Below are 20,086 nucleotides of genomic sequence, written 5' to 3'. Positions count from 1 at the left end.
GTCGGGACGCCGGAGGCCGGCGGTCGGTCAGAACTCGAACGACTCGTGGTGGACGCGGCGGCGCGGCACCCCGGCGCGGCGCAGCGCCGCCACCGCGGCCGCCGTCATGCCGGGCGGCCCGCACAGGTAGACGTCGTGGTCGCGCAGCCCGGGGACCAGCGCGGTGAGCGCCTCCGCCGTGAACGGGTCGCCGGTCCGCGCCCGCGGGCCGACCAGATAACGCACCGTGGCGCCGCGCGCGGCGGCGATGGCCGACAGCTCGCCGGCGAAGACCACGTCCTGCGGGCCGCTCGCCCGGTAGAGCAGGGTCACCTCGCCCGGCACCGTCTCGAACAGCGCCCGGATCGGCGTGATGCCCACCCCGCCCGCGATCATCAGCACCCTGCGCCGGGTCGCCCGTCCCGCGGTGAACGCGCCGTAGGGGCCCTCCGCCGCCACGCGCGTCCCCGGCCGCAGGCGGGCCAGCGCCCGGCTATGGTCGCCCAGGTCCTTGACCGTGATCCTCAGCTCGTGCGGGGAGGGCGCGGCCGACAGGGAGTACGGGTTGGCCGCCCACCACAGGTCCCGCGTGAGGAACCGCCACCGGAAGAACTGCCCGGCCTCGGCCCGCAGCTCGCCCAGGCGGCGGCCGGTGATGTAGACGGAGACGACGTCCGGGGCCTCGCGCACGACGTGCGCGACCCGCAGCCGGTGCCGGAAGGCACGCACCACCGGAGTGAGGAACCGGTACCAGACCAGGAGCGCCCCCACCCCGCCGTACAGCGCGTACCAGGCGATCTGGGCCGGCCGGTTCCCTGCGAACTCGGCGCCGTCGGAGAGCTGGTGGCCGAACGCCAGGGCCGCGGCCAGGTACGTATAGAAGTGCAGGTGGAACCAGGTCTCGTAGCGCATGCGCGGCCGGACGGCCCGGGCGGAGATGACGCCGACCCCGACCAGCAGCAGCACCGCCACCGTCGCCTTCAGCACGTCGGGGTACGACAGCACCAGGCTCGCCGTCTGGGCCGCCACCGAGGCCGGTGACGGCGTAGCCCCAGATGATCAGCAGCGTGTGGGCCACGGCGAGACCGACGGTGTACCGCCCGCCCATTGCGTGCCAGCGGGCCAGCCGGTCGGCGCCGAGGCTCAGCTCCAGCGCCGGGACCCGCGCCATGAGCGCGAGCAGCACCACGATCGCGTACCCGGCCAGCAGCCCGCTGATCCTTCCCGCGTTCGTCAGCCAGTCGCCGGCCCCGGCCACCACGGGGGTGTCCGCCCACCACAGCGCCACCACGGCCGCCGCCCCCGCGCCGATGAGCGCCAGGGTCACCCTCGCGGCGGCGCCCGGCCGTACGGCCCGCGCCCGGGGCCGGCCCGGGGTGGGGGTGTGCCGCCCGCGCGCCTGTCCCCGGCGGCCGACGTCGATGGTGGTCACGAAATGCTCCCTTCGTCGGGTTCACCGGCCACCGTGCCAGCACAATCTCTGCGTTTTCTCTCAGGGACGGCCGTTCAGAGGATTCTCAGAGGAATCGCATAGGGTGCGTTGCGGTGCGGACGGCACCCTGGAAGTCACCATGGAGGAGATCACGGCACCCCCGGTCACGGGGCTGGTACGCCCCGACGGCACGCCCGTGCGCGTGCTGGTCGTCGACGACGAGCCCGACCTCGCCGAGGTCCTGAGCGCGGTGCTGCGCTACGAGGGCTGGCAGGTGCGGGTGGCCGGCGACGGCGCGTCCGCGCTGAGGACGGCCCGCGAGTTCACGCCCGACGCCGTCGTCCTGGACGTCATGCTGCCCGACATAGGCGGCCTGGAGGTCCTGCGCCGGCTGCGCGCGGAGATCCCCCAGGTCTGCGTGCTGTTCCTGACCGCCAGGGACGCGGTGGAGGACCGGATCGCCGGGATCACCGCGGGCGGCGACGACTACGTGACCAAGCCGTTCAGCCTGGAGGAGGTCCTCGCGCGGCTGCGCGGCCTGCTGCGGCGGGCCGGCATGGCCCGCGCGGGCGAGGGCGGCAGGCTGGTCGTCGGCGACCTGGTCATGGACGAGGACGCGCGCGAGGTCACCCGGGCCGGGCAGCTGATCGACCTGACCCCGACCGAGTTCGAGCTCCTCCGCTTCCTCATGCGCAACCCCCGGCGTGTGCTCAGCAAGGCGCGGATCCTCGACCGCGTGTGGTCCTACGACTTCGGCGGGCAGGCGCACGTCGTCGAGCTGTACATCTCCTACCTGCGCAAGAAGATCGACGCCGGGGCGCCCCCGCTGATCCACACGGTCCGCGGCGTCGGGTACGTGATCAAACCGGCGTCCGGATGATCCCCGCGCGGGCACGGCGGGTGCGCGGGCTACCGGCGACCATGCGGGGCCGGCTGATCGCCGGGCTGCTGGTGCTTCTGGCCTGCGCCTGCGCGGCGGTGGGCATCGCCAGCGTCCTCGCCCTGAGCCGTTCCCTGCACTCGGGCATCGACCACCAGCTCGCCCAGGCCGGGGGCAGGTTCGCAGCCAGCCTCGAGCACTCCGCGGCCCAGCCGGGGAAAGACCGGTACGCCGCCGGGGGCGACACCCGCGGCCAGGCCGCGGGCACCTTCGGCGCGCGGGTGCTGAACGGGACGGTGACCCACGCCGGGGTGGTCAGCCCCCAGCGCGACATGGACGACGTCTCGGCCGCCGGGGCCGTGCCGACCCTTTCCGCCGAGGACCGCGCGAAGCTCGCCGGGCTGCCGGCGGACGGGCGCGGGCGCAGCGTCAAGCTCTCCTGGCTCGGCGACTACCGGCTGATGGCCGTGCCCGGGGCCGACGGCGACAAGCTCGTCACCGGGCTTCCGCTCGTGGAGGCCGAGGGGATCGTCCACCGGCTCCAGGCCGTGGAGGCCGTGGTCTTCGCCGTCGCCCTGGTCGTCACCGGCGTCGCCGGGGCCCTGTGGGTGGGCGCGGCACTGCGCCCGCTGCGCCGGGTGGCCGCGACCGCGCGGGTCGTGACCGGGCTGCCGCTCGCCGACGGCGAGGTGGCGCTGCCGGACGGCGTCCCGTACACCGACCCGCGCACCGAGGTCGGGCAGGTGGGCGCGGCGTTCAACCGGATGCTGGAGCACGTCGGCGACGCCCTGGCCCGCCGGCACGCCGTGGAGCAGCGCCTGCGGACGTTCGCCGCCGACGCCGGCCACGAGCTGCGCACGCCGCTGGCCGCGATCCGCGGGCACGCCGAGCTGGCCCGCCGCCACCCCGGCCCCGTGCCGCCCGAGGTCGGGCGGGCGCTCGACCGGATCCAGGCCGAGTCCGTGCGCATGGGCCGGCTCGTCGAGGACCTGCTGCTGCTCGCCCGCCTGGACGCCGGGCGCCCGCTGCTGCGCGACGAGGTCGACCTGACCCGGCTGGTCCTGGACGCCACCGGGGACGCCCGCGTGGCCGGGCCCGATCACCGCTGGCGGCTCGACCTGCCCGAGGAGCCGGTGATGGTCCGCGGGGACGCCGACCGGCTCCACCAGGTGCTGGCCAACCTGCTCGACAACGCCCGCAGGCACACCCCGGCGGGCACCACCGTGCTGATCACCGTGCGGGTCCGGGCGGCCGCCGCGGCGGACGGGACGCGGGTGGAGCTCTCGGTGACCGACGACGGGCCCGGCTTCCCCGAGGAGCTCGCGGGGGAGGTCTTCGAGCGATTCGTCCGCGCCGACCAGGGCCGGTCACGGGCCTCGGGCGGCACGGGGCTCGGGCTGGCGATCGTCCGGGCGGTGGTGGCCGCGCACGGCGGCTCCGCCGAGGCCGAGAGCCGCCCCGGCCGCACGGTCTTCCGCATCCTGCTCCCCGCGCCGGGGCCCGCTCCGCACCCCTGACGGGCGGTTCTGTTCGTTCGCGGCGGCGTGACACCATGGGCCGGGTGAGCCGTCCCCGCGCGGCGGCCACAGCGAGGAGAGTCGGACGTCCATGGATTTCGAGCCGAACGAGGAGCAGCGGCTGTTCCAGCGCACGCTGCGCGAGTCGAGCGCCCCCGCCGGGACCGTGCCGGGCTGCCCGTTCTGCGAGATCGCCGCCGGGACGCTGGCCGCGCACGTCGTCCACGCCGACGACGTCGCCGTGGCGTTCCTCGACGCGCGCCCGGTGTTCAAGGGGCACGTCCTGGTCGTCCCGAGGACGCACGTCGAGACCCTTTCCGACCTGCCCGTGGACGCGGTCGGCCCGTTCTTCACGCGGGTGCGGGAGCTCGCGCGCGCCGTCGAGGAGGGCCTCGGGGCGGCGGGCACGTTCGTGGCGATGAACAACAAGATCAGCCAGAGCGTCCCGCACCTGCACGCGCACATCGTCCCCCGCAACCGCAAGGACGGCCTGCGCGGCTTCTTCTGGCCCCGGACGAAGTACGCCGACGACGCCGAGGCCGCCGCCTACGCCGCCAAGGTCGCCGCCGAGATGCGGGGAACGGGGCAGGCCCCGGGCCTCGAGGTGGAGTAGGCTGCGGCCGCGTGGAACCGCTGCTGGCCGTCCCCGTCGTGCTGGTCCTCCTGGGCGTTCCCTCGGTCGTGCTCTGGCGCATGCTACGCGGCCGGCGCGAGCTCGGCACCAGCCCCGCCGAGCGTGCCACCTTCGAGACGCTGCACACCGCGTCCCTGGCCGCGCCACCCCTGCGCGCCGGGCTCACCGCGGCCGGCGCGCTCAAGGCGTCCCGCTACCTGCGCGAGCTGCTCGGCTCGCCCGCCATCGCGATCACCAGCGGCGAGGAACTGCTGGTGTACGACGGGGCGGGGGAGCACCACGCGCACGACGCCTTCGCCCACGCCGCCGAGACCCTGCGCGACGGCCGCATCCAGGTGCTCGGCCCCGAGGCCGTCGCCTGCGATCTGCCCGAGTGCCCGGTGCGGTACGCCGTCGTGGTGCCGCTCACCACCGACGAGCGGGTGGTCGGCTCGCTCGCGGCGTACGGCGGCCACGCCTCGGCGGGACTGGTCCGCGCCACGCAGGAGGTCGCCACCTGGGTCGACTCGCAGCTGGAGCTCGCCGAGCTGGACCGCTCGCGCACGCTGCTGATCGAGGCCGAGGTGCGGGCGCTGCGCGCGCAGATCTCCCCGCACTTCATCTACAACTCGCTGACGACGATCGCCTCGTTCGTCCGCACCGACCCCGAGCGCGCCCGCGAGCTGCTGCTCGACTTCGCCGACTTCACCCGCTACTCCTTCCGCCGCCACGGCGACTTCACGACGCTCGCCGAGGAGCTGCGCTCGATCGACCGCTACCTCACCCTGGAACGCGCCCGCTTCGGCGACCACCTGCTGGTGACGCTGCGCATCGCGCCCGAGGTGCTGCCGGTGGCCGTCCCGTTCCTGTGCCTGCAGCCGCTGGTCGAGAACGCCGTGCGGCACGGCCTTGAGGGCAAGCCCGGCGTCGGCCACATCACGATCATCGCCGAGGACGCCGGGGCCGAGTGCCGCATCAGCGTGGAGGACGACGGCATCGGCATGGACCCCGAGCGGCTGCGGCGCATCCTGGCCGGCGACCCCGACGAGCGGTCGGGCACCAGCGGCGTCGGCCTGGCCAACGTGGACGAGCGGCTGCGCCAGGTGTACGGCGACGAGTACGGCCTGGTGGTGGAGACGGCGCTCGGCGCGGGGGCCAAGGTCAGCGTCCGGCTGCCGAAGTACCGGCAGGGCGTCTCGGTCTAGCCGGCCGAGCCTCCGTCTCCGGATAGTTATCGAAGTATGCGCAGGTCCGGGCCGCGACCGGTTGACTTCCCGGCCAGGATTCATCACGCTCGAAAAACATTCCTCAGAATTGACCGGCGAATGGATGTGACGTGACCGCGCTGCGCGTGCTGGCGGTGGACGACGAGCAGCCGGCGCTGGAGGACCTGGCGTACCTGCTGCGCGCCGATCCCCGCATCGGCGAGGTGGCGACGGCGCGCGACGGGGCCTCGGCGCTGAAGATCCTGGACCGCGCCATGGCCGACGGCCGGCCCATCGAGGCGGTGTTCCTGGACATCCGCATGCGCGGGCTGGACGGCGTCGTGCTCGGCCGCCTGCTCACACAGTTCGCCCGCCCGCCCCGGGTCGTGTTCGTCACCGCGTACGAGGACCACGCGGTGGACGCCTTCGAGATCAAGGCCGAGGACTACCTGCTCAAACCGGTCAGGCCGGAGCGGCTCGCCGAGGCGATCCGCCGGGTGTGCGCGGCCGTCCCCGACGCCGCCGTCCCCGGGCCCCGGCTCCCGGAGGAACCCGGCCGCGCCACCCCGGACGCCGATACGATCCCCGTCGAGCTGGCGGGCGTGACCCGGTTCGTGGCCAGCTCCGACGTCCGCTTCGTCGAGGCGCAGGGCGACTACGCCCGGCTGCACACGCCCACCGGCAGCCACCTGGTGCGCATCCCGCTGGCCGCCCTGGAGGAACGCTGGGCCGGCGCGGGGTTCGTCCGCGTCCACCGCAGCCACCTGGTCGCCGTCAAGCACATCGACGAGCTGCACATCGACTCGGGCCGCTGCACGGTGCGCATCGGCGAGACCGAGATCCCGGTGAGCCGCCGGCATACGCGCGAGCTGCGCGACCTGCTGGTGCGCCGCGCCCGCAAGGGCCGTGCCGAATGACGCCGGATGAGACCGGATGTTGCCGGACGCGGCCGGATGAGGGCGAAGTGACGCCGCGATGACGCCGCACAAAGGCCCGCCGCGCCGCGAGGTCGTGACCAGCCCGCGCACCCGGGCCGCCCGCCGCCCCCGGTACCCGGCCACGATGGAGATCGACGAGCAGACCAGCCTCGGCGAGGTCTACATGCGCTCGCTGATCCGCACCCAGTTCCGGCTGGCGCTGTTCGTGTGCACGGTGCTCGCGTGCCTGATCGGCGGCCTGCCACTGCTGTTCATGCTGGTCCCCGCGCTGCGCGAGGCCCGTCTGCTCGGCCTTCCTCTGCCCTGGGTGGTGCTCGCCGGGCTGATCTACCCCGCGTTCGTCGCCGGGGCCTGGCTGTACGTGCGCAGCGCCGAGCGCAACGAGCGCCACTTCGCCGACCTGGTCGAGCGCGAGTGAGCGCTGGGCGGGCGCGGTGAGCGCCGGGCTCGGCCTGACCGCCGTGCTGATCGTGGTCGTGGCCGCGCTCCTCATCGGCGCGTTCGGGCTGCGGCTGTCGCGCACGACCTCCGACTTCTACGTGGCCTCCCGGACGGTCTCGCCGCTGTGGAACGCCTCGGCGATCGGCGGCGAGTACCTCTCGGCGGCGTCCTTCCTCGGCATCGCCGGGCTGATCCTCGCCTACGGGGCCGACATGCTCTGGCTGCCGGTGGGGTGGACCGGCGGCTACCTGGTGCTGCTCGTGCTGGTCTCGGCGCCGCTGCGCCGCTCCGGCGCGTACACGCTGCCCGACTTCGCCGAGGCCCGGCTGGAGTCGATGGCCGTGCGCCGCGTGGCCAGCGTGCTGGTCGTCCTCATCGGCTGGCTCTACCTCATGCCGCAGTTCCAGAGCGCCGGCCTGGTGTTCCGCGAGATCACCGGCGCGCCCGCGTGGGTCGGCGGCCTGCTGGTGGCCGTCGTCGTCGGGGTCAACGTGCTGTCCGGCGGCATGCGGTCCATCACGTTCGTCCAGGCGTTCCAGTACTGGCTCAAGCTGACCGCGCTGGCGCTGCCCGTGGCGTTCCTGCTGCTCGCCTGGAACCACGCCGGACGCCCCGCCCCGCACGGGGACGTCCCGCCGGTGTTCGCCGAGGCGGTGACGGTCGCGGTCGGCGCCGACGTCACCGTGCGCGTCCAGCGGCCCGTGACGGTCACCGCGACCGGACAGGTGGACGGCCGCGCCGTCCGGGGAGAGCCCGTCGCCCTCGGCCCCGGCCCGCACCGCATCGCCCACGACACCACCGTCACCTTCCCCGCCGGCACGCCCGTGCCGCACGTCGCGGACCTGCCGGTGCTCAGCGACCACGAGTGGGCGCTGCCGCTGCACGGCCGCGAGCACCCGGTGTACGCGACGTACTCGCTGATCCTCGCGACGTTCCTCGGCACCATGGGCCTGCCGCACGTGCTCGTCCGCTTCTACACCAACCCCGACGGGCGGGCCGCGCGCAGGACGACGCTCGTCGTGCTCACCCTGCTCGGCGCCTTCTACCTGATGCCCGCCATCTACGGCTTCCTCGGCCGCCTCTACACGCCCGAGCTGCTGATGACCGGGCGCACCGACGCGGTCGTGCTCACCCTGCCCGGGCGGCTGGTCGGCGGCATGGCCGGCGACCTGCTCACCGCGCTCGTCACCGCGGGCGCGTTCGCCGCGTTCCTGTCCACCTCGTCCGGGCTCGCGGTGTCGGTGGCGGGCGTCATCGGGCAGGACATCCTGCGCGGGGAAGTGCCGTCCTTCCGCGCCGCCACGCTCATGGCGATCAGCGTGCCGCTGGTGCTCGCCACCGTCGCCCGCTCGCTGGCCGTCGCCGACGTCGTGGGCTTCGCCTTCGCGGTGGCCGCGTCCTCGTTCTGCCCGCTGCTCGTGCTCGGCATCTGGTGGCGCAGGCTGACCACCACCGGCGCGATGGCGGGCCTGCTCATCGGCGGCGGGCTGGCCGGCGGCGCCGGGTTCGCCGTCATCGCCGGGGGTCCCACGACGGGCTGGGCGGGCGCGCTGCTCGCCCAGCCGGCGGCGTGGACGGTGCCGATCTCGTTCCTCGTGATGATCGCCGTCTCGCTGCTCACCCCCGGCCGCACCCCGCGGGGCGTCGCGCGTACGATGGTGCGGCTGCACGCGCCCGACACGCTGGACGTCAACCGCGGCGACTGGCGTCCGCGCTCCACGTGAGCGCCCGCGCTCGACCCGCCGGCGCCGGCGGACCGCTCGTCGCGTGTAACGAACCTTTCGTCGCAAGGCGGCCCCCTGTGAGCGATGGGTCGGGGCGGCTTGGCGAGAACGCCGCCCGGCGCCCTTCGCGGCTCCTCACGATCCTCTTACGGTGAGCGTGATCCAAGTCACCATGTGGGAGGTCACGTGACCACTAGACAAGATGAATCCTCCGGGTACGAACAGGTGCAGGCCGGCGCCGAGTTCCAGGAGCTGCGCCGGCGTTACCGCAACTGGGCCTTCCCGGTGACCGTGGCCTTCCTCGTGTGGTACCTGCTGTACGTCGTGCTGTCGGCGTGGGCGCGCGGGTTCATGGGCACCAAGGTCCTCGGGGACATCAACGTCGCGCTCATCTTCGGGGCCCTGCAGTTCGTCTCCACGTTCCTGATCGCCTGGCTGTACGCGCGGCACGCCGACAGGAAACTCGACCCGCTGGCCGACAAGCTCCGCGGCGAGATCGAGGGGGTGCGCGGTGAGTGACCACGCGCTGTCCATCACGCTCTTCGTGCTCTTCGTCGCCGCCACGCTCGCCATCACCTTCTGGGCCAGCCGGCAGAACCGCAGCGCCAGCGACTACTACGCGGGGGGCCGGTCGTTCAGCGGCTTCCAGAACGGCATGGCCATCGGCGGCGACTACATGTCGGCGGCGTCGTTCCTCGGCATCGCGGGCATCATCGCCCTGTCCGGAATCGACGGGTTCCTGTACTCGATCGGCTTCCTGGTCGCCTGGCTCGTGGCGCTGCTGCTCGTCGCCGAACTGATGCGCAACTCGGGCAAGTACACGATGGCCGACGTGCTGGCCTTCCGGATGAGCCCGCGCCCGGTCCGCACCGCCGCCGGCGTCTCCACCATCGTCGTCAGCATCTTCTACCTGCTCGCGCAGATGGTCGGCGCGGGCGCGCTGGTCGGCCTGCTGTTCGGCATCACCTCCACTGCGGGCAAGGCCCTCACCATCGTCGTCGTCGGCCTGCTGATGATCATCTACGTGGTGGTCGGCGGCATGAGGGGCACCACCTGGGTGCAGATCGTCAAGGCCGTGCTGCTGATGGCCGGCGCCGCCCTGATCACCCTGCTCGTGCTCGGCCACTTCGGCTTCAACCTGTCCGACCTGCTCGGCACGGCCGCCCAGCAGAGCGGCAAGGGGGACGCGTTCCTCAACCACGGGCTCAAGTACGGCGTCGAGGCCAAGGGGCTCGCGGGTAAGCTCGACCTGATCAGCCTGGGCCTCGCGCTGGTCCTCGGCACGGCCGGCCTGCCGCACATCCTCATCCGCTTCTACACCGTGCCCACCGCCAAGGACGCCCGCAAGTCCGTCCTGTGGGGCATCGGCATCATCGGCGTCTTCTACCTGTTCACCCTGGTGCTCGGCTTCGGCGCCGCCGCGCTGGTGGGCAGCAAGGCCATCGCCGACCAGAACAAGGCCGGCAACACCGCGGCCCCGCAGCTCGCCCTGAAGATCGGGCAGCTGCTGTTCGGCGACGTCGGGGGCACGATCCTGCTCGCCGTCATCGCCGCCGTCGCCTTCGCGACGATCCTCGCCGTCGTGGCGGGCCTGACGCTGGCCTCCTCGTCCAGCTTCGCCCACGACCTGTACGCGCACGTCTTCCGGCGGGGCAACGCCACCGAGCGGCAGGAGATCACGGTGGCGCGGATCTCGGCCCTGGTCATCGGCGCCGTCTCCATCGGGCTCGGCATCCTCGCCCAGAGCCTGAACGTCGCGTTCCTGGTGGCGCTGGCCTTCGCCGTCGCCGCGTCCGGCAACCTGCCCGCGATCCTCTACAGCCTGTTCTGGAAGCGGTTCAACACCGCCGGAGCGGTCTCGGCGATCTACGGCGGCCTGCTGTCCGCCGTCATCCTGGTGATCTTCTCCCCGGTGGTGTCGGGGTCGGCGACGGCGATGTTCCCCGACGTCGACTTCCACTGGTTCCCGCTGGAGAACCCCGGACTGGTGTCGATCCCGATCGGCTTCCTGTGCGGCTACCTCGGGACGGTCCTGAGCAAGCGGTACGACTCGGTGAAGTACGCGGAGATGGAGGTCCGTTCCCTCACCGGCGCGGGCGCCGAGAAGGCCACCTCGCACTGACGCCCCCGGCGGGCCGCCGCCACGGCCCGCCGGTCCCGCGGCGGCGACCCTCGTCGCCGCCGCCCGAGGCCCGGTCGCGGGCACCCCCTCCCTCTCACGAGGCCCGCGACCGGGTCTCGCCGTGTTCGTCCATTTTGATCTACTTTGTAAAGGCGGCGCGTTGTCCGAACGACGAGGGCGCCGCGCTCAGGACCGGCCGAGGAAGGCCAGCAGGCGGTCCAGCGGCCAGGTGTTGATGACGTCGTCCGTCGTCAGCCAGGCGCGCTGGGCCAGACCGACGCCGAACCGCAGATTGCCCAGGTGCGGGACGGCGTGCGAATCGCTGTCGATGGAGAACTTCACCCCGTGGTGGCGCGCGAGGCGGATCAGATCGGACGGCAGGTCCGCGCGGTCGGGGTAGGCGTCGATCTCCATGACGGTGCCGGTGCGCCCGGCCGCCGCGAAGACGGCCTCCCAGTCGGCGTCCACCGGCGGACGCTTGCCGATCTTCCGCGTGGTCGGGTGGCCGATGATCTGCACGCCCGGGTTCTCGCAGGCGGCGATGAACCGGCGGGTCATCTCGTCCCGCGACTGCGTGAAATGCGAGTGGACGGACGCCACCCGGACGTCGAAACCCTCCAGCACCTCCAGCGGCCAGTCGACCGTGCCGTCCGGCGCGATGTTCAGCTCGGTGCCGTGCAGCAGCCGCATGCCCGGATACGACGCCTGAAGCCGGTACAGCTCCTCGCGCTGCTCCAGCGCCTTGTCCAGCGTCATGCGCTGCATGAACAGATTGGGCGCGTGGTCGGTCACCGCGTAGTACGCGTACCCCCGCTTGGAGGCCGCGTCCAGCATCTCTTCCAGCGTCGCGATGCCGTCGGTCAGGTTCGTGTGCGTGTGCAGGTCGCCCTTGACGTCCTCTACGGTCACCAGTTCGGGAAGCTCGCCGCGCAGCGCCGCCGCTACCTCGCCGCCGTCCTCGCGCAGCGGCGGCGGCACCCATTGCATGCCGAGCGCCGCGTAGATCTCCTCCTCGGTCTCGGAGGCGATGACCGTCTCACCCTCGAACAGCCCGTACTCCGACAGCTTCCAGCCGCGCTTCACGCACATCTCGCGCAGCCGCACGTTGTGCTCCTTGGAGCCGGTGAAGTACTGCATCGCCGCGCCCCACGACTCGGCGGGCACCACCCGCAGATCCACCTGGAGGCCCGTCGTCGTGCGCACCGACGTCTTGCGCTCGCCGCTCGCGATGACCTCGGCGACGTACGGCTGCTCCTTGAACACCTCCATGATGCTCTGCGGGCCGACGGCGAGCACGTCGATGTCACCGACGGTGTCCTTCATACGGCGCAGCGACCCGGCGTAGGCGATGCGCTCGGCGGGCAGCGAGGCCAGGACGCGCTCGGCGAGATCCATGGCCACGCCGAGGTGCACCCGCTCACCCGCCTGGCGTAGCTGCTCGATGCCCTTGAGCAGGTTCTCCTCGGTCTTGGCGCCGAAGCCCTTCAGCCCGGTGAGCCGGCCCTCGTGGATCGCCTCGGCCAGCGCCTCCGGCGAGTCGATGCCGAGCTCGTGGAACAGGAACACCGCCTTCTTCGGGCCGAGCGAGGCGATGCGCGTCATGCGGCGCACCCCCTCGGGCACCTGCGAGCGCAGGTCGTCGAGCTGGCGGAAGGCGCCCCGCTGGAGGAACTCCTCGACCTTCTTCGCGATGGCCTCGCCGACCCCGGGCACCTTGCGGACGTCGACCCGCGAGATGTCCTCGGGGAACCCCGCGATGGCTTTGGCGGCCTTCTGGTAGCTGCGCACCCGGAAGGCGTCCCCGCCGGTCATCGCGAACAGATCGGCGTATTCTTCCAGCGCCGCCGCGGCCTCGTCATTCGCCCGTCCCATGCGCCTCAGCTTACGGAAACCCGCCGACAATCCGCGGCCCCGACTCCCGGCGACGACCGCCTACGCTCCGCTCGGCGACATGGTCGTGGCCTCTCGAAACACGGTGGGGAAAACCTCACCGTCCTCCTTGGTCCAGTCGTCCCCACGGGACTCCCGCGCCGAGATGGCCTGGTCGAACAACCCGGCCCTACCGTGGCGGGCCGACCCCCCGGGGGGCTCAGTGGCGGACGGCCCGCGGCCGGTAGGGCTCCGCGAGGAACGCCAGCTCCTCGTCCGACAGGGGCAGGTCGACGGCCGCGACCGCGTCCTCGATGTGCCGGTCCTTGGTGGCGCCGACGATCGGCGCGGTGAGGCCCGGCTGGTGCAACAGCCAGGCCAGGGCGACCTGAGCGGCGGGAACGCCGCGCTGCTTGGCCGTCTCCGCCACCCGGTCGAGGATCTGCCGGTCGTTCTCCGGGTCGGTGTACAGGTACTCGATGCGGGGGTCGGTCCCGGCCCGGGTGGTCGCCTCGTCCGACCCGGCCCGCGCCAGCACGCCGCGCGCCAGCGGGCTCCAGGGAATCAGCCCCACGCCCTGGTCCAGGCACAGCGGGATCATCTCCCGCTCCTCTTCTCTGTAAAGCAAATTGTGATGATTCTGCATGGACACGAACTTTGTCCAGCCGTGCGACTCGGCGACATGCTGGGCCTTGGCGAACTGCCAGGCGTACATGCTCGAGGCGCCGATGTAGCGGACCTTGCCCGCGCGGACGAGGTCGTTGAGGGCCTCCATCGTCTCCTCGATGGGGGTGTTGTCGTCCCAGCGGTGGATCTGGTACAGGTCCACGTAGTCGGTGCCCAGGCGGGTGAGCGAGGCGTCGATGGCCGCGTGGATGTGCTTGCGCGAGAGCCCGTGGTCGTTGGTGGCCTTCTCGACGGGGAAGAACACCTTGGTCGCCAGGACGTACTCCTCGCGCCGGGTGAAGATCTTCCGGAGCAGGCTGCCCGTGACCTCCTCGCTGGCGCCGGCCGAGTAGGTGTCGGCGGTGTCGAAGAACGTCACCCCCGCCTCGGCGGCCTTCCTGACCAGCGGCTCGGCGGCCTCCTCGTCCAGCACCCAGTCCTGCCAGCGCCCCGGGTCCCCGTAGCTCATCATCCCGAGACAGACCCGCGAAACCTTCATCCCGGTAGAACCAAGCCGAACGTACTCCATGTCATTACCTCCCGCCCCACATCCCATCACGCCCCCAACCAACGACCACAGAAGGGTGATGCACTTGGCCGCCCCCGCCCTGCGGTCCGGTGTAGCCCACGCTCCAGAAAAGGGTTCCGGTAAAGTCGATCACTGGTATGGAGGCGGGCACGGTGCTGGTTGATCATTTGATTGTCGAGTTCCAGCGACGACATGCCCACCCACGATCAACCCGGAACAGCCCTTGAACGCCCCGTAGTGTCGGACCACACGAGGTTCGCTTTCGGCGAGAGGCCACTCGAGCTATCGGCACATCCGGGCGATCGAGTTCACGGATGGGAGACTGATGCCGTGGTGGCACACGGCGAGCCTGATTCCATGGCGACGAGCCTGGAGGCGTTGCGGGGACCCCTGACCGGTTACTGCTACCGCATCCTCGGGTCCGCCAGCGAGGTGGAGGACGCCGTGCAGGAGACGATGCTGCGAGCGTTGCGGGCGATCGGCAGCTATGACCCGGACCGCGCCGGGTTCTCGACCTGGGTGCACCGGATCGCCACGAATGTCTGCCTGGATATGCTGCGCGGCGCGCAGCGGCGAGCGTTGCCCTGGGACATGGAGCCGGCCGCGTCCGGCCCGGACATCGGTGTCCCGCTCCCGCCAACGCGGTGGGTCGAGCCGTTGGCGGACTCTCGCCTTGCGGGCACCGTTGACCCGGCCACGCTCGCGGTCCGGCATGAGACGCTGCGCCTGGCCTTCATCGCTGCGCTGCAGTGGTTGCCGCCGCGTCAGCGTGCGGTGTTGGTGTTGCGGGATGTCCTCGGGTTCGCCGCCATGGAAGCCGCCGAGGTCATGGAGATGTCGGTGGCCGCGGTGAACAGTGCGCTGCAGCGGGCCAGGGCCACGCTGGCTGAGCACCGGCCGCGCCGGGCCGACCCGCCGGACCTGCATGACGTGACTCAGCGTGATCTTCTCCAGCGGTACGTGCACGCTTTTCAGATGCACGACGTGCCCACGCTGCTCGCGGTGCTGGCCGACGATGTCCGGTCCGGGATGCCGCCGTTCGCGTGGTGGCTGGACGGGCCGACCCGAATCGGCGCGGCGATGACCAGGACGGACGCCTGCACCGAGGACCGTCTCGTCCCTGGTGACCTGGTCAACGGGTGTTGGACACTCGGCCAGTACCGGCCGGACACGAACGGCACGTTGGCGCCGTTGGCGCTGGTGGTGATCGAGTGCCGGGGCGAGCGGATCAGCGAGATCGTGACGTTCCTGGGTTGCGGTGACCGCTTCGCGGAGTTCGGTCTGCCGAAAATCCTCGAAACCTGATTCCCGAGGAGCGATGAGTCCGGCCGTTGCCGGTCGTATAAGAGGCGACTCATCGGCTACCACCGGAAGGCTTTCGTTCATGTCATCGACCCAGACAGACCTCACGCCGCACGTCCGCGCCGAGCGGGAGCGACTGGCCGGTCTCCTTTCCGGACTCCAGGACGACGAGTGGGACAATCCGTCCCTGTGCCGGGGTTGGCGGGTACGTGAGGTCGTCACGCACATCACCGCGCCCTTCCGTACGAGCCTGCCCAGGGTGGTGGTGGGGCTGGCCGCGGCCGGTTTCTCGTTCAACCGGTACGCCGACCGGGCGGCCCGTAGGGACGCTGCCCGGATGTCGGGGGCCGAACTACTGGCCGTCCTGCGGGCCAATATCGCCAACCCTTGGCAGCCGCCGGGCGGTGGCCCCGCCGGCGCGCTGAGCCACGACACCATTCACGGCTTGGACATCACCGAGCCGTTGGGTTTGCCATCGCCGCCGGTCGAGCGAGTGGCCCTGGTCCTAACGAACGCCAACCCGCGCAGCCTGTCCTACTTCGGCGTCGATCTGGCGGGCATCCAGTTACGGGGCACCGACGCCGATGTCCGGATCGGTGACGGGGAACCGGTCGAGATGCCGGTTAAGGACATCCTGCTGACCATCACTGGGCGCCGCCCGCTGTTGACCCGAACGAGGTGAGCGGCTCAACTTACGCTTCATCCATGACGACGCTCACCCAGCTTCGCAAGGCTGCCCTTTCCTATCCCGAGACCGCTGAGGAGGTCCTCGGCTCAGGGATCGTCGCATTCACGGTGCGCGGCAAGCGATTCGCCTCGGTGGACAAGGACCGCCTGGTGGAACTCCGGCTTCCCATGCCGGATGTCGAGGAGGTCCTTGTCGCGCATCCGACCGCGCAGCGCCTGGTCCGCGGTGCGACACCGGTCGGCGTACGTGTCACGATCGGAGACATCAACGGTCAACAGCTCAACCATTGGGTGCGTCGCGCCTGGCTGTCGCGGGCGCCGGAGCAGCTTGCCGCGCGAGTAGCCGCGGGGCGTACCGCAGCACCCGGTGAGGCCGGTGACCTGCCCAAGGCCATCGGAGGGCCCGCCACCCGGGCCCTCACCAGCGCCGGCATCATCACGCTCGCCCAGGTGGCCGCCCTTACCGATGCCGACCTCCTGGCGATGCACGGAGTCGGTCCACGAGCTGTTCGCATCCTCCGTGAGACGCTCACCTGAAACCGCCTTGACGTCGGCCATCGGGTGGGCCGGGCACCAGCAGTGCCTGTTGTGCCGGATCTAAGCGCCGCCACCGGCAGCGCCGTTCGGCACATCTCCTCCGGTACCGCTCTTCAGCCTTCTGATGCCCGAACCATCAGGATGGAAGGCTCAGTAGCTGTCGCTCTGGTCTTCATCCCGCAAGGTGCCCTGTGCTTCTTCGCACACGCGGCTCAGCCTTCGAATCGACCAAGAAAAGAACCTGGAATGGAGGGCGGCAGCACCGGGGGCCACGTTAGTGCGCTCGCGCACGCCCTTGCGCCGCGCGTTGTCCCGTTGCGGGATCGTCAATCGGTCCGGGTGCGGAGGCTCCGCGCCAGGGTGGGGATCATCACCGTCGCAGGGACGAGGTGTAGCCCGAGGAGGGCGGTGGTGGTGGCGGTGTTCGCCCCGGAGAGGAGGGCCGGGACCAGCGAGATCGCGGTCAGCGACACTGCCGTCCACACGAATCGCTCGGCGGGGCGAGCGCTCCAACGAAGAAGAGCGACGGCTATGACGATGCCCACGACCGAGAAGAAGCCGGTCACCACGGCGAACCCGGGCAACGGGATCGTCTCGCCACCATCGGGGAGCTCGAAGTCGACACCGACGACCTGGGCCACCGCAGCGGCGAGGGTGGTGGCCACCATCGCTGCGAGCGCGGCGACGAAGCCGGTGCCGGCGAGCCCGCGGAGTCGGTGGGTGTGGCTGGTCTGGCCCGATGCCGGGCCTGCGACGACCCTGGTGTCATTCATGCTGTTCATGTCATCCTCCATCATTCGGTGACTGGCGTAGGGGTGTGTTGACTGGCATGTGACGCTCCTGGCCCTGGGGGTGACGATGCGCACCCTCGCCGTGCGACGGCCGGGGTTCCGCAGGGCGCGGACGCCGGTGCCGCGGAGCCAGAACCCGGCGTCGCGGCCAAGCACCGGCCCGGGCTCGCCGTCGCGCAGCTCGAGCTGCACCCGCCCGCGGGTGACGACGCCGAACGCGTCGCACCACTCGGCCGCGACCACCGCGACGCGCGCGCCACCTCGCAGTGCGAGCGTCCGCACCGGGACTACTCCGTGCCGTCCGCCGGCAGGCGCTCCGGCAGCCCGAGCCGCGGGAACTGGTCGTCGTGGAACGTGACGATCTCGGTGATCGCCCCGCCGGTGACGCGCAGGACGTCGATCGTCAGCGGCAGGTACGCGCGCTCCCGCTTCCGCCAGAGGTAGAAGGCGACGGCGGGCTGCCGGTTCACGGATGTCAGGACGGCGCGCAGGTGCTTCATGCCCTCGAAGCCGCTCTCGACCCAGTCGTTCACCACCGTGTCGCGGCCGACGTACAGGCCCGGCGTGGGCGGCATCGAGCAGCGGACGTCGTCCCGCAGCAGTGCGGCGAGCCCGTCGACGTCCGTGGCCACGCTGGCGTCGGTATAGCGGCGCACCAGCTCGCGCGTTCCGGCGTCTTCCTCGCCGCCGGTCCAGTCCTGCCGCTCGGCGGGCAGGTGCTCCCGCATGCCGGCGCGGGCCCGCTGCAGCGCGCTGTTCACGGAGTTGACGGAGTCCCCGAGGAGCTCCGCGACGTCCTTCGCCGGCCAGCCGAGCACGTCCCGCAGGATCAGCACGGCCCGCGGGCGCGGCGCGAGGTGCTGGACTGCGACCAGGTACGCCAGCTCGATCGTCTCCCGCGCGACGGCGACGGTCTCCGGCTCGTCCGCGTCGCCCGCGGGTAGCTCGTCGAGCAGCCGGTCCGGGTAGGGCTGCAGCCACAGCACCTCGCCGCCGGTCGCAGGCTCCGGGCGGCACTTGGCGAGCAGATCCAGGCAGGCGTTGGTGGCGATCCGGTACAGCCAGGCCCGGAACGTCGACCGCCCCTCGAAGGTCTCCCGCCGCCGCCAGGCACGGAGGAACGTCTCCTGCACGGTGTCCTCGGCGTCCTCGAACGACCCGAGCATCCGGTAGCAGTGCACGTGTAGCTCCCGCCGGTGCCGCTCCGCCAGCCCCGAGAACGCCGGCTCGTCGACCTCGCCCAGACCGCTCCCGCCCAGCTCCTCCAGCCGCGTGTCCGCACTCATCACGTCATCCTTCCGCCTCGTCGTGTCCCGTCGTAGGTGTGACGGGTGCGGGCGCGACAACTCATCACAAGGGCCCTCAGGACTTGGTGGAGTAGGAGTGTCCGTGCCCGCGAGGTGGGCTCCCTGGACGATCAGGTACTCGTCGCGGTCGGCTTGCCCTCCAGGCATGATCGTGGACGGCACGCGCGGCCACCTGCGGGAACTTCTCCCGGCCTCGTGGATGCCAGGACACGAACGCCTATGGCGCCGCTGTTGCGATGTGATCCGCCTGTTGAGACTTTGATGTGCGAGGGTATGGTGATTGTTCGTGACGACGTTCCGGATCAGCGAGGCCGCCGCGCTGCTCGGGGTCAGCTCCGACACCGTCCGCCGTTGGGTGGACTCCGGCAGGCTGGCGGCCGAGCGTGACGAGAACGGCCACCGGCGGCTCGACGGCGTCGACCTCGCCGCGTTCGCGCGGTCCCAGATCGACACCGAGGACGGTTCGGGGCTGTCCTCGGCGCGTAACCGCTTCCGCGGGATCGTCACCGAGGTGATCCGGGACGCGGTGATGGCCCAGGTCGAGATCGCCGCGGGGCCGTACCGCGTGGTGTCGCTGATGAGCCGGCAGGCCGCCGACGAGCTGGGCCTCCAGCCCGGCGTGGTGGCGGTCGCCGTCATCAAGTCGACCAACGTCGTCGTGGAGATCCCCGACCACACGCGCATGGTGAACCAGTAAGGAGCCCTTGGTGTTCAGGCGTCTCTCCCGGTGGGCCGTCGTGGCCCCCGCCGCTCTCGCGCTCGCCACCGGCCTGTCCGGCTGCGGTTCCGGCGAACCCGCCGCCACCGCGTCCTCCGCGTCCTCCGCCTCCTCTTCCCCGGCCTCGTCCACGTCCGCCGCCGAGGCCACGACGCTGAACGTGTTCGCCGCCGCCTCGCTGACCGAGACGTTCACCGAGCTCGGCAAGGCCTTCGAGGCATCCCACCCGGGCGTCTCGGTGAAGTTCAACTTCGGCTCCAGCGCCACGCTCGCGCAGCAGATCACCCAGGGCGCGCCCGCGGACGTCTTCGCCGCCGCCAGCCCCGCCACGATGAAGACCGTCACCGACGCCTCGCTGGCCGCCTCGCCGGTCACCTTCGTGCGCAACAAGCTGGAGATAGCCGTCCCGCCCGACAACCCGGCCAAGGTGGACGCGCTGTCGGACCTCGCCGACCCGAAGGTCAAGGTCGCGCTGTGCGCCGCGCAGGTGCCGTGCGGCGCCGCCGCCGTCAAGGCGCTGGACGCCGCCGGGGTGACGGTCAAGCCGGTCACGCTGGAGCAGGACGTCAAGGCCACGCTCACCAAGGTGCGGCTCGGCGAGGTGGACGCCGCCCTGGTGTACAAGACGGACGTCCTCGCCGCGCAGGGCCAGGTGACCGGCATCCCCTTCCCCGAGGCGGACAAGGCCATCAACGACTACCCGATCGCCCCGCTGACCAAGGCCCCCGCGCCCGAGCCGGCCAGGCAGTTCGTCGACCTGGTGCTGTCCCCGGAGGGCAAGGCCGTCCTGACCAAGGCGGGCTTCGAAGCGCCGTGAACGTCCCGCCCG

At 71.7% G+C, this 20,086-nt stretch carries 19 protein-coding genes; 14 read left to right on the top strand and 5 right to left on the bottom strand.

Translation table 11 applies throughout. The annotated features are described in order from the left end of the window. Positions 1–27: 27 nt before the first annotated feature. Positions 28–1,008 carry a ferredoxin reductase family protein gene (locus AB0H21_RS00395; RefSeq protein ID WP_358509298.1) on the bottom strand — a complete coding sequence of 327 codons (981 nt, stop codon included), beginning with the start codon at positions 1,006–1,008 and terminating at the stop codon, positions 28–30. Between the two features lie 542 nt (positions 1,009–1,550). Between AB0H21_RS00395 and AB0H21_RS00390 the strand changes: the two genes are divergently transcribed. The 9 genes from AB0H21_RS00390 to AB0H21_RS00350 all read left to right on the top strand — a co-directional run bounded on the left by AB0H21_RS00390 (position 1,551) and on the right by AB0H21_RS00350 (position 10,851). Beyond that, the gene (locus AB0H21_RS00390) at positions 1,551–2,291 is read left to right on the top strand and encodes a response regulator transcription factor (RefSeq protein WP_358509295.1); all 741 of its coding nucleotides are present in this window, start codon (positions 1,551–1,553) and stop codon (positions 2,289–2,291) included. Next, positions 2,288–3,808, top strand: a complete 1,521-nt coding sequence (locus AB0H21_RS00385; protein WP_358509292.1) for a HAMP domain-containing sensor histidine kinase — start codon at positions 2,288–2,290, stop codon at positions 3,806–3,808. Before AB0H21_RS00390 ends, AB0H21_RS00385 begins: the two co-directional genes overlap by 4 nt. A gap of 91 nt (positions 3,809–3,899) precedes the next feature. Continuing rightward, on the top strand, positions 3,900–4,421 hold the full coding sequence (locus tag AB0H21_RS00380; RefSeq protein ID WP_358509289.1) for an HIT family protein: 522 nt from the start codon (positions 3,900–3,902) through the stop codon (positions 4,419–4,421). An 11-nt stretch (positions 4,422–4,432) separates the two neighbouring features. After that, positions 4,433–5,626 (top strand): histidine kinase, encoded by a 1,194-nt coding sequence (locus tag AB0H21_RS00375; RefSeq protein WP_358509286.1) that lies wholly within the window; start codon positions 4,433–4,435, stop codon positions 5,624–5,626. 131 nt (positions 5,627–5,757) lie between these two features. Next, a complete protein-coding gene (locus AB0H21_RS00370) occupies positions 5,758–6,543 on the top strand; it encodes a LytTR family DNA-binding domain-containing protein (protein WP_358509283.1) in 786 nt (261 codons plus the stop codon). A gap of 58 nt (positions 6,544–6,601) precedes the next feature. Further along, the gene (locus AB0H21_RS00365) at positions 6,602–6,982 is read left to right on the top strand and encodes a hypothetical protein (RefSeq protein ID WP_358509280.1); all 381 of its coding nucleotides are present in this window, start codon (positions 6,602–6,604) and stop codon (positions 6,980–6,982) included. Positions 6,983–6,998: 16 nt separating this feature from the next. Beyond that, a complete protein-coding gene (locus AB0H21_RS00360; RefSeq protein ID WP_358509277.1) occupies positions 6,999–8,729 on the top strand; it encodes a cation acetate symporter in 1,731 nt (576 codons plus the stop codon). A gap of 186 nt (positions 8,730–8,915) precedes the next feature. Further along, positions 8,916–9,248: a DUF485 domain-containing protein gene (locus tag AB0H21_RS00355; protein WP_358509274.1), complete on the top strand. Its 333-nt coding sequence runs from the start codon at positions 8,916–8,918 to the stop codon at positions 9,246–9,248. Further along, on the top strand, positions 9,241–10,851 hold the full coding sequence (locus AB0H21_RS00350) for a cation acetate symporter (protein WP_358509272.1): 1,611 nt from the start codon (positions 9,241–9,243) through the stop codon (positions 10,849–10,851). Before AB0H21_RS00355 ends, AB0H21_RS00350 begins: the two co-directional genes overlap by 8 nt. 186 nt (positions 10,852–11,037) lie before the next feature. Here AB0H21_RS00350 and polX read toward each other — a convergent pair whose 3' ends face one another. Both polX and AB0H21_RS00340 read right to left on the bottom strand, forming a co-directional pair. After that, positions 11,038–12,723 (bottom strand): DNA polymerase/3'-5' exonuclease PolX, encoded by a 1,686-nt coding sequence (polX, locus tag AB0H21_RS00345; RefSeq protein ID WP_358509269.1) that lies wholly within the window; start codon positions 12,721–12,723, stop codon positions 11,038–11,040. A 217-nt stretch (positions 12,724–12,940) separates the two neighbouring features. After that, positions 12,941–13,915, bottom strand: a complete 975-nt coding sequence (locus AB0H21_RS00340; protein WP_358509266.1) for an aldo/keto reductase — start codon at positions 13,913–13,915, stop codon at positions 12,941–12,943. 192 nt (positions 13,916–14,107) lie between these two features. Between AB0H21_RS00340 and AB0H21_RS00335 the strand changes: the two genes are divergently transcribed. From AB0H21_RS00335 to AB0H21_RS00325, 3 genes are all read left to right on the top strand, one after another. Next, complete coding sequence (locus AB0H21_RS00335; protein ID WP_358509263.1) at positions 14,108–15,220, top strand: RNA polymerase subunit sigma-70; 1,113 nt, start codon at positions 14,108–14,110, stop codon at positions 15,218–15,220. 79 nt (positions 15,221–15,299) lie between these two features. Further along, positions 15,300–15,899, top strand: coding sequence for a maleylpyruvate isomerase family mycothiol-dependent enzyme (locus tag AB0H21_RS00330; protein ID WP_358509260.1), 600 nt, complete (start codon positions 15,300–15,302; stop codon positions 15,897–15,899). Positions 15,900–15,922: 23 nt separating this feature from the next. Next, a complete protein-coding gene (locus tag AB0H21_RS00325; RefSeq protein WP_358509257.1) occupies positions 15,923–16,441 on the top strand; it encodes a hypothetical protein in 519 nt (172 codons plus the stop codon). Positions 16,442–16,767: 326 nt separating this feature from the next. On the opposite strand, the gene AB0H21_RS00320 is transcribed toward AB0H21_RS00325, so the two are convergent. Both AB0H21_RS00320 and AB0H21_RS00315 read right to left on the bottom strand, forming a co-directional pair. Further along, entirely contained in the window at positions 16,768–17,514 is a 747-nt protein-coding gene (locus tag AB0H21_RS00320) for a DUF6069 family protein (RefSeq protein ID WP_358509254.1), read from the bottom strand. Between the two features lie 5 nt (positions 17,515–17,519). After that, positions 17,520–18,518, bottom strand: coding sequence for an RNA polymerase subunit sigma-70 (locus tag AB0H21_RS00315; protein WP_358509251.1), 999 nt, complete (start codon positions 18,516–18,518; stop codon positions 17,520–17,522). 307 nt (positions 18,519–18,825) lie between these two features. Between AB0H21_RS00315 and AB0H21_RS00310 the strand changes: the two genes are divergently transcribed. Both AB0H21_RS00310 and modA read left to right on the top strand, forming a co-directional pair. After that, the gene (locus AB0H21_RS00310) at positions 18,826–19,236 is read left to right on the top strand and encodes a helix-turn-helix transcriptional regulator (RefSeq protein WP_358509248.1); all 411 of its coding nucleotides are present in this window, start codon (positions 18,826–18,828) and stop codon (positions 19,234–19,236) included. Positions 19,237–19,246: 10 nt separating this feature from the next. Continuing rightward, positions 19,247–20,074 carry a molybdate ABC transporter substrate-binding protein gene (modA, locus tag AB0H21_RS00305; RefSeq protein ID WP_358509245.1) on the top strand — a complete coding sequence of 276 codons (828 nt, stop codon included), beginning with the start codon at positions 19,247–19,249 and terminating at the stop codon, positions 20,072–20,074. The last annotated feature ends 12 nt before the right edge of the window (positions 20,075–20,086 follow it).

The sequence above is a fragment of the Sphaerisporangium sp. NPDC051011 genome (assembly GCF_040653595.1).
Taxonomy (GTDB): domain Bacteria; phylum Actinomycetota; class Actinomycetes; order Streptosporangiales; family Streptosporangiaceae; genus Sphaerisporangium.
The sequence above is the reverse complement of the archived record's forward strand: the minus strand, read 5'-3'. Positions and strand labels throughout refer to the sequence as shown.